Annotated in this window: 16 protein-coding genes; all 16 read right to left on the bottom strand. The window is 62.4% G+C overall.

Going from position 1 to position 12,295, the window contains the following annotated elements:
• Positions 1–57: 57 nt before the first annotated feature.
• Complete coding sequence (gene tatC, locus BCY88_RS16760) at positions 58–837, bottom strand: twin-arginine translocase subunit TatC (protein WP_120345335.1); 780 nt, start codon at positions 835–837, stop codon at positions 58–60.
• A 34-nt stretch (positions 838–871) separates the two neighbouring features.
• Complete coding sequence (gene tatB / locus BCY88_RS16755; protein ID WP_120345334.1) at positions 872–1,390, bottom strand: Sec-independent protein translocase protein TatB; 519 nt, start codon at positions 1,388–1,390, stop codon at positions 872–874.
• 39 nt (positions 1,391–1,429) lie between these two features.
• On the bottom strand, positions 1,430–1,669 hold the full coding sequence (gene tatA, locus BCY88_RS16750; protein WP_028199650.1) for a Sec-independent protein translocase subunit TatA: 240 nt from the start codon (positions 1,667–1,669) through the stop codon (positions 1,430–1,432).
• A 242-nt stretch (positions 1,670–1,911) separates the two neighbouring features.
• A complete protein-coding gene (locus BCY88_RS16745) occupies positions 1,912–2,277 on the bottom strand; it encodes a histidine triad nucleotide-binding protein (protein WP_120345333.1) in 366 nt (121 codons plus the stop codon).
• 70 nt (positions 2,278–2,347) lie between these two features.
• On the bottom strand, positions 2,348–2,743 hold the full coding sequence (locus BCY88_RS16740; protein ID WP_120345332.1) for a DUF4870 family protein: 396 nt from the start codon (positions 2,741–2,743) through the stop codon (positions 2,348–2,350).
• A 95-nt stretch (positions 2,744–2,838) separates the two neighbouring features.
• The gene (locus BCY88_RS16735) at positions 2,839–3,222 is read right to left on the bottom strand and encodes a phosphoribosyl-ATP diphosphatase (protein ID WP_120345331.1); all 384 of its coding nucleotides are present in this window, start codon (positions 3,220–3,222) and stop codon (positions 2,839–2,841) included.
• Positions 3,219–3,629: a phosphoribosyl-AMP cyclohydrolase gene (hisI, locus tag BCY88_RS16730; RefSeq protein ID WP_120345330.1), complete on the bottom strand. Its 411-nt coding sequence runs from the start codon at positions 3,627–3,629 to the stop codon at positions 3,219–3,221. The genes BCY88_RS16735 and hisI overlap by 4 nt, the downstream gene beginning before the upstream one ends.
• Before the next feature lies 1 nt (position 3,630).
• Positions 3,631–4,404: an imidazole glycerol phosphate synthase subunit HisF gene (gene hisF, locus BCY88_RS16725; protein WP_120345329.1), complete on the bottom strand. Its 774-nt coding sequence runs from the start codon at positions 4,402–4,404 to the stop codon at positions 3,631–3,633.
• Positions 4,405–4,613: 209 nt separating this feature from the next.
• Entirely contained in the window at positions 4,614–5,366 is a 753-nt protein-coding gene (hisA, locus tag BCY88_RS16720) for a 1-(5-phosphoribosyl)-5-[(5-phosphoribosylamino)methylideneamino]imidazole-4-carboxamide isomerase (protein ID WP_120345328.1), read from the bottom strand.
• 214 nt (positions 5,367–5,580) lie between these two features.
• A complete protein-coding gene (gene hisH, locus BCY88_RS16715; RefSeq protein ID WP_028199644.1) occupies positions 5,581–6,222 on the bottom strand; it encodes an imidazole glycerol phosphate synthase subunit HisH in 642 nt (213 codons plus the stop codon).
• Positions 6,219–6,839 carry a YchE family NAAT transporter gene (locus BCY88_RS16710; protein ID WP_028199643.1) on the bottom strand — a complete coding sequence of 207 codons (621 nt, stop codon included), beginning with the start codon at positions 6,837–6,839 and terminating at the stop codon, positions 6,219–6,221. The genes hisH and BCY88_RS16710 overlap by 4 nt, the downstream gene beginning before the upstream one ends.
• Positions 6,840–6,898: 59 nt before the next feature.
• Positions 6,899–7,486 (bottom strand): imidazoleglycerol-phosphate dehydratase HisB, encoded by a 588-nt coding sequence (gene hisB, locus BCY88_RS16705; protein WP_054036619.1) that lies wholly within the window; start codon positions 7,484–7,486, stop codon positions 6,899–6,901.
• Positions 7,487–7,601: 115 nt separating this feature from the next.
• On the bottom strand, positions 7,602–8,672 hold the full coding sequence (gene hisC, locus BCY88_RS16700) for a histidinol-phosphate transaminase (protein ID WP_120345327.1): 1,071 nt from the start codon (positions 8,670–8,672) through the stop codon (positions 7,602–7,604).
• Positions 8,673–8,833: 161 nt separating this feature from the next.
• A complete protein-coding gene (gene hisD, locus BCY88_RS16695; protein ID WP_120345326.1) occupies positions 8,834–10,168 on the bottom strand; it encodes a histidinol dehydrogenase in 1,335 nt (444 codons plus the stop codon).
• A gap of 61 nt (positions 10,169–10,229) precedes the next feature.
• Entirely contained in the window at positions 10,230–10,928 is a 699-nt protein-coding gene (hisG, locus tag BCY88_RS16690; RefSeq protein WP_120345325.1) for an ATP phosphoribosyltransferase, read from the bottom strand.
• On the bottom strand, positions 10,925–12,280 hold the full coding sequence (gene murA, locus BCY88_RS16685) for a UDP-N-acetylglucosamine 1-carboxyvinyltransferase (protein WP_404935698.1): 1,356 nt from the start codon (positions 12,278–12,280) through the stop codon (positions 10,925–10,927). Before murA ends, hisG begins: the two co-directional genes overlap by 4 nt.
• Between the last annotated feature and the right edge of the window lie 15 nt (positions 12,281–12,295).

Genomic DNA, 12,295 nt, shown 5'->3' with positions numbered 1-12,295 from the left:
CAAAACAAAAAGGGCAGTCCGTGATGGACTGCCCTTTTTTGTTTTATCTGGAGGCGCTCAACCCGGCGGACTCTCGTCGGCAACCACCGGTTTCTGCTTGCCGACAATCAACCGCGCCGCGATGATGCCCGCCTCGTACAGCACGATCAGCGGAATCGCCAGGATCAGCTGAGAGAACACATCCGGCGGCGTCACTACCGCCGAGATCACGAACGCGCCCACGATCACATACGGACGGATTTCCTTGAGCTTCTTGATGGTCAGCACGTTCATGCGGACCAGCAGCACCACGACAATCGGCACTTCAAACGTCACGCCGAATGCAAGGAACATGGTGAGCACGAAGCTCAGATAGTTGTCGATGTCGGTGGTCATCTCCGCGCCGAGCGGCGCGTTGTAATGCGCCATCACACGAAAGATGGTCGGAAACACCACGAAATACGCGAACGCCATGCCGCACAGGAACAGCGTGTAACTGCTGCCCACCAGCGGCCCGACCAGCTTCTTCTCATGCTGATACAGACCCGGCGCGACAAACGCCCAGATCTGGTACAGCACGATTGGCAGCGCGATCACGAAGGCGACCAGCATGGTCACCTTCATCGGCACGAAGAACGAGCCGGTGACGTCGGTGACGATCATCTTGCCGTCCTTCGGCAGATTCTGCATCAAGGGCCGCGCCAACAGCCGGAAGATATCCGGTGCCCAATATACGAGTCCGACAAACACCACGATGACGGCAAGGCCAGCGCGGATGATCCGGTCGCGCAATTCAACGAGGTGGGAAATGAAGGTCTCTTCAGTGCCTTCGTCCTGGGTTTGCTGGGGGTCGCTCACACCGGCCCTCGGTTAGAGATTGTCGTTCTGATCATCAGAAGAACCGCGTCGGACGACGCATGGTGGCCGGTGTATGCCGCGCCACGCGCGCAGCGCCTGATTGCACGCGCGTGCGGCGCGCGGTGGCGCGTTTGTACCACGTAGGCATGGCGGTCTGCTTGACGCGCCAGTTCTTGCGTTTGGGGCCTGACGGCGGTGTACTGGTCTGCCAGGGTGAATTGCCGGCATCCTCAAACGCGCCGCCAGCAATGCTCGGCGACACCGACGTGCCGCTATTCCACGCGTCGTTCAGCTCGGACTCATGCTTGCGCAGACTCTCCTGAACGCCGGTTTCGACGTTGCTCGCCGCCGTTTCGAACTCGGTTTTCATGCGGCGCAATTCGTCGAGTTCGATTTCGCGGGTAACTTCCGCCTTCACGTCGTTGATATACCGCTGTGCGCGGCCGAACAACGCGCCGGCCGTGCGGGCGACGCGAGGCAGGCGCTCAGGCCCGAGTACGACCAGCGCGACGACGCCGATCAGCGCCATCTTGGTTAGACCGAGGTCCAGCATGAAGTGGAGTGTCCGTCAGTAACGCGGTTGGGCCGCGGCTTAGCGGTAATCGCCGGAACGCGGCGTCTTTTCCTTCGCATCCACATCCACGGTGCCGTTACGCGGCAGTTCGCGCTGCTGCGCTTCGCCTGCGGGCGTTTCGGCTTCCTTCATGCCTTCCTTGAAGCCCTTCACCGCGCCACCCAGATCGGTACCGATATTGCGCAGCTTCTTCGTGCCAAACACGAGCGCTACGATCAACAACACGATCAGCCAATGCCAAATACTCAACGAACCCATGACTACTCTCCTTAACCCCGACACCGCACCGTGATGCGGCAAAACTCGTGCGCCTTGCGGCGTGAATCGAAGCGCGTACGCTCCATCTATACGTTGCCGCGAGCTGTTTCGATTCAACCCGCGACACGGTGTGTCATTCTGACCCGGCGATCAGGTCGCCATCATTACAGTTCAGTAAAAATCATGCGCTGCAAGTGTCGACCGCCAAAACTCGCCGTGCGCTTCGCAACGCGCGTTTTTTGTCAGCCCATTCGCTGCCACGGACGCGGCCCCGCGAGGATGTGCGCGTGCAGGTGATACACCTCTTGCCCGCCGCCCGGCCCCGTGTTGATTACCGTGCGAAACCCGGTTTCGCCGCCGGTGTATGCCACACCCAGCTGTTCAGCCAAACGCGCTACTAAAATAAGCATTCTACCAAGCAGCGGTGCCTCGCTTTCGGTGCAATTCGACAACGTGGCGACGTGCTTGCGAGGAATCACCAGTACATGCGTTTCAGCGGCCGGACGGATGTCGCGGAAGGCAACAAACTCTTCGTCTTCGTGAACTTTGGTCGACGGGATCTCGCCGGTGGCGATCTTGCAGAACAGGCAGTTTGGGTCGTGGCTCATCGTATTCCTGACACAGTGTGGCTAGCTCACCCAGCGCGGTGCGGTCCCGCCGGCCGTAACCGGACTCGACTCAAACCCACCCACGCGGATTCGCGAACGGCTTGTTATCGTACAGATACAACCAGCCTTTGATAATACGGTACAACATCCAGATGCTGACGGCCCACAGAACCGGAATGCCGATCAACACGAACAGCAGCAGGCCGCCGATCGCATAACCCAGCAAGGCCATCCAGAATGAGCGGATCTGCCACTCGAAATGCGCCTCGTAAGGCGTACCCGCCACATCGGGCCGCTTCACATAGTTGATGATGATCGCGATCAGAATCGTCAGACCACCCGTCAACCAGTGCACCGCGTACAGCGCATACAGCACATGTGTGAGCGTGCGCAGACTGCGTTCGCGCTCGGGCTCGATCGCGTTGCGGTAGACCGGCGGCGGATAATTTCCTTGCGACTGTTCCATGCTTGCGTCCTCCCGAGGATGCGATCCTATGTGTTCAGTGCAATGTGGGTGCCGACGCTCGCCACTTCAAGACGCTTGCGACAAGGTGGCGACAATCAGTCGCCGTTCTCCTCGCGCTCGCGGCTCTTGCGCAGCGCCTTTTCCTCGATGCCGGACAAGCCTTCGCGGCGCTCGAGTTCGGCCAGCACGTCGGCCGGACTCAGGTCGAAGTGCGACAGCATGACGAGGCAGTGAAACCAGAGGTCCGCCACTTCGCCGACCAGCGCTTTCGGTGCACCGCCGTGGCGTGTGTCTTTGGCGGCCAGCACGACTTCGGTGGCCTCTTCGCCGATCTTCTTGAGAATCGCGTCGTCGCCCTTGTGGAACAGGCGCGACACGTACGAGATATCCGGATCGCCGCCCTTGCGGCTGTCGATGATGGCCGCGAGGCGCAGCAGCGTGTCCCCGGTGGACGAGGATGATTCCGTGGATTGCGTCATTTGTAGATGTGTTCGGGATCTTTCAACACGGGATCGACGGCGACCCAGCCGCCATCTTCAACCGTGCCTTCGAATTTCTGGAAAAAGCACGAGTGACGGCCGGTGTGGCACGCAATGCCCGACACCTGCTCGACCTTCAACAGCACGACGTCTTCGTCGCAATCGAGCCGCACTTCATGCACATGCTGAACGTGGCCGGATTCTTCGCCCTTGAACCACAGGCGCTGGCGCGAGCGCGAAAAGTACACCGCGCGGCCCAATTCAATGGTTTTCGCCAGGGCTTCGCGGTTCATCCACGCGAACATCAGAACGTCGTTGCTCGACGCCTCCTGCGCGATCACCGGCACGAGGCCGTTCGCGTCCCACCTGACCTTGTCGAGCCAATCTGCTGCCGAGGAATTCACCACGTCACAACCTCACCGAAATGCCTTGATCGGCCATGAAGCGCTTGGCCTCGCCCACGGTGTGCTCACCGTAGTGGAAGATGCTGGCGGCCAGTACGGCATCCGCGTGACCGTCCTTAATGCCGTCGGCCAGATGCTGCAACGACCCGACACCGCCCGAGGCGATCACCGGAACCGACACCGCATCGGATACGGCGCGCGTGAGCGCGAGATCGAAGCCGCTCTTGGTGCCGTCGCGGTCCATGCTGGTCAGCAGGATTTCACCGGCGCCCAGTTCGGCCATCTTGCGCGCCCATTCGACAGCTTCGAGGCCGGTAGCCTTGCGCCCGCCATGCGTGAAGACTTCCCAGCGCGGCGCCTCGCCCGCCGCGGAAACGCGCTTCGCGTCGATGGCAACGACGATGCATTGCGAGCCGTATTTGTCCGTCGCGTCGCGCACGAGTTGCGGATTCGCGACCGCCGACGAGTTCATGCTGATCTTGTCCGCGCCCGCGTTCAACAGCCGCCGCACGTCTTCGACAGCGCGCACGCCGCCGCCGACCGTCAACGGAATGAACACCTGGGAGGCAACCGCTTCGATGATCGGCAGGATCAGATCGCGCTGGTCGGAGGTGGCGGTGATGTCGAGGAAGGTGAGTTCGTCGGCGCCCTGGTCGTCGTAACGGCGCGCGATTTCGACCGGGTCGCCGGCGTCGCGCAGTTCAACGAAGTTGACGCCCTTGACCACGCGGCCAGCCGTGACGTCGAGACAGGGGATGATGCGTTTAGCTAGAGCCATGATCTTGCAATTCTGCCAATACCGCTGATGAGGCCGCTCGTCTGATGCTTCACGAGCGGCGCTGTGCCGGCGCGGCGACGCGCGTCAGGCCGCAACTGTGCAAACACAAGATGCGGTTTGACGCGCCGCCGGAACGCACCGCCGCGTCCGCTTTCAGGTCCGCTGCCGCGTCGATTCCGGGTTGATCGCGACGCTTCAGGCCTTGAACCTTAAGCGTCGTCCGATTCGCGCAAGCGGTCCGCGAGGGTTTGCGCCGCGGCGAAATCCAGATCGCCCGAGTAGATCGCCCGGCCGCAGATCACGCCTTCGATGCCCTCGCCTTCGACTTCGCACAGCGACTCGATGTCTGTGAGGTTCGACAAGCCGCCGCTCGCGATCACCGGAATCTTCACCGCGCGCGCGAGACGCACCGTTGCTTCGATGTTGATGCCTTGCAGCATGCCGTCACGGCCGATGTCCGTGTAGATGATCGACTCGCAGCCGTAATCCTCGAACTTGCGCGCCAGATCGGCCACTTCATGGCCGGTCAGCTTGCTCCAGCCGTCGGTGGCAACCTTGCCGTCTTTCGCATCCAGCCCGACGATGATGTGGCCGCCGAAAGCCGTGCACGCATCCTGCAGGAAACCCGGATTCTTCACCGCAGCCGTGCCGATGATGACGTAGGACAAACCGTCGTCCAGATAGCGCTCGATCGTGTTCAGGTCGCGGATACCGCCGCCCAGCTGGACGGGAATCTCGCCGCCCACTTCCTCGATGATCGCGCGAATCGCGTCTTCGTTCTTTGGCTTGCCGGCGAATGCGCCATTCAGATCGACGAGATGCAGACGGCGAGCGCCGCGGTCGACCCAATGTCGGGCCATTGCCGCCGGTTCCTCGGAAAATATCGTCGCCTGGTCCATATCGCCCTGTTTGAGGCGTACACACTGACCATCTTTCAGGTCGATGGCGGGAATCAGCAGCATAGCAATCGGGTGTTGTCTGGGAGGTGGTTGAAGGTTGGCGACAGCGGCTGGTCAGCCAGCTCGCCGTAACGCCGTTCCGCTAGTTTAGTACAACTCTTTCGGCACCCTTGCCGGGCGCCCTCGCGCGAGGAATTCGTCGTGCTGCGGTGTTGGCGCGCGGCAGCCGCTCCGCATGTCGCGGAACGGCGCACGGCAACGAAACGAAAAAAGGCGCTCACGGGTTCCAGTGCACGAAGTTGCGATACACGCGCAGCCCCGCCTCGGCGCTCTTTTCCGGGTGAAATTGGGTCGCGAAGATGTTATCCCGCGCCACCGCCGAGGTAAAGGGCACACCGTACACCGTTTCGCCCGTGGTATGGGCGGCGTTGTCCGGCACGACGTAATAGCTGTGCACGAAGTAGAAAAATGCGTTATCCGCGACGCCGTCCCACAACGGATGCGGCAGCGCCTGACGCACGCGGTTCCAGCCCATTTGCGGCACCTTGAAGCGCGAACCGTCGTCCTGCACCTGGCCTTCCAGGTCGAAGCGCAGCACTTTACCCGGCAACAGGCCCAAACCGGGCGTATCGCCCTCGGCGCTCCAGTCGAACAACATCTGCTCGCCCACGCATACGCCCATCAGCGGCTTGCTGCGCGAGGCTTCAATGACCGCTTCCTGCAGGCCGGATTCGGCCAGACTGCGCATGCAGTCGGGCATGGCGCCCTGACCGGGCAGCACCACACGGTCGGCCGAGCGGATCGCTTCGGGCTGATCGACGATCGCCACGTCCGCCTCCGGCGCAGCTTTGCGCAATGCCTGCGCAACCGAGCGCAGGTTGCCCATTCCGTAATCCACAATCGCTATCGAAGTTTTCATTTCAAGTTAGGCAGCAATGCCTTCAATCCATCGACGATGAATTCCACCGCCAGCGCCGATAACATCAAACCCATGAGCCGCGTGCCGATGTTGATCCCCGTGCGACCTACCCAGCGGGCAATCGGTTCAGCAAGGCGCAGCGAAAAAAAGCAGATCGCCGCCAATACCGCGCCGATCGCCACGAGGCTCAACCGGTCGTACCAGTGCGCCGAACCGGCCGCATAAATGATCGTGGTGCTGATCGCGCCTGGACCGGTCAACAGCGGAATCGCCAGCGGCACGACCGCGATGTTGTCCTTCTGCTCGGCTTCGTGACGCTCTTCCGGGGTCGAACGGCTGTTGCCGATCTGCGCGTTCAGCATGTTGATCGCCATCAGCAGCATGATGATTCCGCCGCCGACCTCGAGCGACCCGACCGAAATGCCAAAGAAACTGATGATCTGCTGCCCGAGCAGCGTGGTCACCGCAATCACGCAAAACACCGAAATCGCTGCGATACGGATGGTTCTGCGCCGCTCCACATCGCTCTGATGCGCCGTCAGGCTCATGAAGAACGGGATGGCGCCGACCGGATTGATCAGCGCCAGCAGCGAAATAAACGACTTCAGAATGTCCATCGCACACCGGATGCGGGCAAGCGCAGCCGGTCCTGGTCTCGAGGCTGGTAAATGGGCGCTTAAAGGCTGCCCTTGGTCGACGGAATCTGTCCCGCCGCGCGTTCGTCCATCTCGACGGCCATGCGCAACGCGCGCCCGAACGCCTTGAACACCGTTTCCATCTGATGATGGGCGTTCAGGCCGCGCAGATTGTCGATATGCAGCGTGACGCCGGCGTGATTCACGAAGCCGCGGAAAAATTCGATGGAGAGATCGACGTCGAACGTACCAATGCGCGCGCGCGTGAACGGCACGTGGAATTCGAGGCCCGGACGGCCGGAAAAGTCGATCACAACGCGCGACAGCGCTTCGTCGAGCGGCACGTAGGAATGACCGTAGCGGCGAATGCCCTTACGGTCTCCGATTGCCTTCGCGACCGCCTGGCCGAGCGTGATGCCGACGTCTTCGACCGTATGGTGGTCGTCGATTTCGAGGTCGCCATGCGCTTCGATGTCGAGATCGAACAGGCCATGCCGTGCGATCTGGTCGAGCATGTGATCAAGAAACGGCACACCGGTGGCCAGCTTCTGCTGACCGGTGCCGTCCAGATTGATCTTCACACGGATCTGCGTTTCGCTGGTGTTGCGAACGACTTCCGCAAGGCGCATGGTAATTCCTCGAATCTAGCTAGAAAGCGATAGGTATGTGGGATAGGAAAACGGCGGGCCGCGCGCGCTTTTCGCCCTGGGGGAAAAGCACTCACGCGGCCATTTAGCGTGCCGTTCAGTGCAACACGAGTTTCAGTCCGGCGATCAACTGGGCGTTTTCTTCGGGCGAACCGACGGTCAAACGCACGCAATTGACCAGCAATGGGTGCATTTTACTCACGTTTTTGATCAAAACCCGTGCTGCCAGCAGCGTTTCGAACATAACGGATGCGTCAGGCACCCGCACCAGCAGGAAGTTGCCGGCGCTCGGGAACACTTCGGCACCCGGCAATTGGGCCACGGCTTGCGCGAGTCTGGTACGTTCTTCGCGCAATTGCGCGGCCTGGGTGTCAAGCACGTCGACGTGGTCGAGCAGGAAATCGGCGGCGGCTTGCGTCAGCACGTTGGTGTTGTAGGGCGGCCGCACCTTGTCGAATTCGGTAAGCCAGGCCGGCTTGCCGACCAGATAACCGAGGCGGATGCCGGCCAGACCGAGCTTGGAGACGGTACGCATCACCACGACGTTGTCGAACGTATCGGCGCGCGGCAACCAGCTTTGCTGCGCAAACGGCTGGTACGCCTCGTCGATCACCACCAGGCTTTTGCTCGCCGCGGCGATGATGCGCTCCATGTCCGCGTCGTCGTACAGCGTGCCGGTCGGGTTGTTCGGATAGGCCAGATAGACGATCGCCGGTTCATGCTCGGCGATCGCCGCCAGCATCGCTTCGGTGTCGAGCGTGAAATCGGGCTTCAGCGGCACGCCGATGAATTCCAGGTTCGCCAGCTTCGCCGACATCTGATACATCACGAAACCCGGCACCGGCGCAAGCACCTTGGCGCCCGGCTTCGCGCACGCTACCGACACCATGCTGATGATTTCATCCGAGCCGTTGCCGAGCAGCACCTCACACCCCGCGGGCACGCCCATGACACGCTTGATCTTTTCGATCAGCGCTTCCGGGCGCGGCGCCGGGTAGCGGTTCAGCGCCACGCCGGCCAGATGCTCGCCCAGATGCGCGGCAAGCACCGGCGGCAGCGGAAACGGATTTTCCATCGCATCGAGCTTGATGTAGCCCGTGGCGTCAGGAACCGGGTAGCTCGTCATCGCGAGCACGTCGCGGCGGATGATGTCTTGAGGTGTCGTCATAAGTCAGTGGACCGGGCCGCATGAACGACGCCGGCCGGGTATCGGCGGCCTGCGGATTGCACCGGATTGGTCTGTATTGTCGTTATTTAACGGAAAACCGCGCGAAATCCGTCGGTGAAGTTCGCGGGCACCGCTTCGATGCCCGCCCGGCGCCTGACCGGTCAGCCACGCTCGCCACTGCCTTGCCGCATCCGGTATTCGGCGCTGCGGGCGTGCGCCTGCAGGCCTTCGCCGTAAGCGAGTTCGGCGGCAATCTCGCCAAGCGTCTGCGCACCGTCCGCACTGACTTCGATCACGCTCGAACGCTTGAAAAAATCATAGACGCCCAACGGCGACGAGAACCGTGCGGTACGCGACGTAGGCAACACGTGATTCGGCCCGGCGCAGTAGTCGCCGAGACTTTCGCTGGTGTAGCGGCCGAGGAAGATCGCGCCGGCATGGCGGATCAACTGGCCCCATTGATGCGGCTCCAGCGCGGAGATTTCCAGGTGTTCCGGGGCGATGTCGTTGGCGATCGCGCAGGCTTCGGCCATATCGCGCACCTTGATCAGCGCACCACGGCCTTCGAGCGACGCGCGGATCACGTCCTGACGCGGCATGGTAGGCAGCAGTTCGTTGATCGCGTCGCGCACACGGGCGATGAATGCGTCGTCCGGGCAGAGCAGGATGGATTGCGCGAGCTCGTCGTGCTCGGCTTGCGAGAACAGGTCCATCGCGATCCAGCGCGGGTCCGTCGTGCCGTCGCACAGCACGAGAATTTCCGACGGTCCGGCGATCATGTCGATCCCGACCGTGCCGAACACGCGGCGCTTGGCCGACGCGACATAGGCGTTGCCCGGACCGCAGATCTTGTCGACCGCGGGCACCGTTTCCGTGCCGTACGCCAATGCGGCCACCGCCTGCGCGCCGCCGATCGTAAACACGCGATCCACGCCGCCCAGCAACGCAGCCGCCAGCACCAGCGGATTCTTCACGCCATCCGGCGTAGGCACGACCATGACGATTTCGCGCACGCCGGCCACGCGCGCCGGAATCGCGTTCATCAGCACCGACGACGGATACGCCGCCTTGCCACCCGGCACGTAGATACCGGCGCGGTCCAGCGGCGTGACCTTCTGGCCGAGCACGGTGCCGTCGGCTTCCGTGTACTGCCAGCTATGGCTGCCGCACTCGATCTTCTGCTTCTCGTGGTAACCGCGCACGCGCGCCGCCGCCGCTTCGAGCGCCGCGCGGCGCTTCGGCTCCAGGCTTTCGAGCGCAGCTTCGAGTTCGGACATCGGCAACTCGAGCGCCTCGACGCTCTTCGCCTCGACACGGTCGAAGCGGGTCGTGTACTCGAGCACCGCGGCGTCGCCACGTGCCTTCACGTCGTTCAGAATCTGCGCAACCGAGCGCTCGATTGCTTCGTCCTCGCTCGCCTCGAACGCGAGCACCGCGTGCAGCGCCTTGTGAAAGTCGGGCGCGCTGGAATCGAGTTTGCGAATCTTGATAGACATACGGGTATCCGTTTCGGTAAGGCGCGCGTTAAAAGTTTGACCACCCACGTGGTCAAACGATTCAGGCCGCCGCTGAGCCGGCCTTCGACGCGCGTTCGAACGCGTCGAGGATCGGCCGCAGCGCGGCGCGCTTGAGCTTCAGCGCCGCCTGGTTCACAACGAGGCGCGACGAAATCTGCATGATCTCCTCCACCTCGACAAGATTGTTGGCGCGCAAAGTATTGCCCGAACTCACCAGGTCGACGATCGCGTCGGCGAGGCCGACCAGCGGCGCCAGTTCCATCGAACCGTACAGCTTGATCAGGTCGACGTGCACGCCCTTGGCGGCGAAATGCTCACGCGCGGTTTCAACGTACTTGGTCGCCACACGCAGGCGGGCACCTTGGCGCACCGCGTTCGCGTAATCGAAACCGGCCGCCACCGCGACCGACATCCGGCACCGCGCGATGTCCAGGTCAACCGGCTGATAGAGGCCGCTGCCGCCGTGCTCGAGCAATACGTCTTTGCCTGCCACGCCGAAGTCGGCCGCGCCGTATTCGACATAGGTCGGCACGTCCGTGGCGCGCACGATGATCACGCGCAGGTTCGCGTCCGTGGTGGGCAGAATCAGCTTGCGCGAGGTTTCCGGATCTTCAGCAACTTCAATGCCCGCGGCGGCGAGCAACGGCAGCGTCTCTTCGAAGATACGCCCTTTCGACAAAGCCAGCGTAAGCGGCGCGCTCACGGCCGGCGAAGACGAGGTTTGCGGCATTGCGCTCATGCCTGGCTCCCGGCGATACGGCGCACCTTGGCGCCAATGGCGTTGAGCTTGGTCTCCATGCGGTCGTAGCCGCGATCCAGGTGATAGATACGGTCGATCAGCGTTTCGCCTTCCGCACGCAGCGCAGCGATCACGAGGCTTGCCGAGGCCCGCAGGTCGGTTGCCATCACCTTCGCGCCGGATAGCTTTTCGACGCCGGTCACGAGTGCGGCGTTGCCGTCGATCGTGATGCTCGCGCCCAGGCGGTTCAATTCCTGCACGTGCATATAGCGGTTCTCGAAGATCGTCTCGACGACTTGCGAGGTGCCGTCCGCGATCGTATTGAGCGCCATGAACTGCGCCTGCATGTCGGTCGGGAATGCGGGGTATTCGGAGGTGCGAAAGCTCACGGCGCTCGGACGCTTGTCCATGCGCACGCGCATCCAGTCGTCGCCCTCTTCGATCGTGACGCCGGCTTCGCGCAGCTTTTCGGTCACGGCTTCAAGGATCAGCGGACGCACTTTACGCAAGGTGACGTCGCCGCCGGCAGCAGCCACCGCGCACAGGAACGTACCGGCTTCGATCCGATCCGGAATCACCGTGTGCTTCGCGCCGTGCAGCTTGTCGACGCCCTGAATCACCAGACGGTCGGTGCCGATGCCTTCGATCTTCGCGCCCATCGCGACCAGCAGATGCGCGAGGTCACCCACTTCCGGCTCACGCGCGGCGTTTTCGATGACTGTCTCGCCCTCGGCAAGCACCGCCGCCATCAGCAGGTTTTCGGTACCCGTCACCGTAATCATGTCGGTCACGATGCGGGCGCCCTTCAGACGCTTCGCACGCGCTTCGATAAAGCCGTGCTCGATCGTGATTTCAGCGCCCATGGCCTGCAGGCCCTTGATGTGCTGATCCACCGGACGCGCGCCGATTGCGCAGCCGCCCGGCAGCGATACCTTGGCGTGACCGAAGCGCGCCACCAGCGGGCCGAGCACCAGAATCGACGCCCGCATGGTCTTCACCATTTCGTACGGTGCGACGAGGTTATCGACCTTCGATGCATCCAGCGACACGCACCCCGCGCCGCTCTCGATGCGCACGCCCATCTGGGCGAGCAGCTTCAGCATCGTGCGCACGTCCTGCAAATCGGGCACGTTGTCCAGATGCACCGGTTCCGCGCTGAGCAAACTCGCGCACAGGATCGGCAACGCCGCGTTCTTCGCGCCTGAGACGACGACTTCCCCCGACAGCGGGAAGCCACCTTCAATGACGAGTTTATCCATGCCTGTCACTTCCTGATTGACCCGGACTTCAGCCGGGCCCGCTTTGACTGTGTTCGACGCGCCGCTACCGGCGTCGCGCCCTTCTTGAGTAATTCGCACTAAATTTCC

The sequence above is a fragment of the Paraburkholderia fungorum genome (genome assembly GCF_003610895.1).
GTDB lineage: Bacteria > Pseudomonadota > Gammaproteobacteria > Burkholderiales > Burkholderiaceae > Paraburkholderia > Paraburkholderia fungorum_B.
The sequence above is the reverse complement of the archived record's forward strand: the minus strand, read 5'-3'. Positions and strand labels throughout refer to the sequence as shown.

Bases quoted from the DNA above. Each gene is read 5' to 3' on its own strand.
- hisB (WP_054036619.1), bottom strand. From the start codon at position 7,486: ATGCGCCTTGCGGAAGTCGTTCGCAACACCAGCGAAACGCAGATCCGT.
- hisH (WP_028199644.1), bottom strand. From the start codon at position 6,222: ATGAAAACTTCGATAGCGATTGTGGATTACGGAATGGGCAACCTGCGC.
- hisC (WP_120345327.1), bottom strand. From the start codon at position 8,672: ATGACGACACCTCAAGACATCATCCGCCGCGACGTGCTCGCGATGACG.
- tatA (WP_028199650.1), bottom strand. From the start codon at position 1,669: ATGGGTTCGTTGAGTATTTGGCATTGGCTGATCGTGTTGTTGATCGTA.
- tatB (WP_120345334.1), bottom strand. From the start codon at position 1,390: ATGCTGGACCTCGGTCTAACCAAGATGGCGCTGATCGGCGTCGTCGCG.
- BCY88_RS16745 (WP_120345333.1), bottom strand. From the start codon at position 2,277: ATGAGCCACGACCCAAACTGCCTGTTCTGCAAGATCGCCACCGGCGAG.
- BCY88_RS16710 (WP_028199643.1), bottom strand. From the start codon at position 6,839: ATGGACATTCTGAAGTCGTTTATTTCGCTGCTGGCGCTGATCAATCCG.
- hisA (WP_120345328.1), bottom strand. From the start codon at position 5,366: ATGCTGCTGATTCCCGCCATCGACCTGAAAGATGGTCAGTGTGTACGC.
- BCY88_RS16740 (WP_120345332.1), bottom strand. From the start codon at position 2,743: ATGGAACAGTCGCAAGGAAATTATCCGCCGCCGGTCTACCGCAACGCG.
- hisD (WP_120345326.1), bottom strand. From the start codon at position 10,168: ATGTCTATCAAGATTCGCAAACTCGATTCCAGCGCGCCCGACTTTCAC.
- hisF (WP_120345329.1), bottom strand. From the start codon at position 4,404: ATGGCTCTAGCTAAACGCATCATCCCCTGTCTCGACGTCACGGCTGGC.
- BCY88_RS16735 (WP_120345331.1), bottom strand. From the start codon at position 3,222: ATGACGCAATCCACGGAATCATCCTCGTCCACCGGGGACACGCTGCTG.
- hisG (WP_120345325.1), bottom strand. From the start codon at position 10,928: ATGAGCGCAATGCCGCAAACCTCGTCTTCGCCGGCCGTGAGCGCGCCG.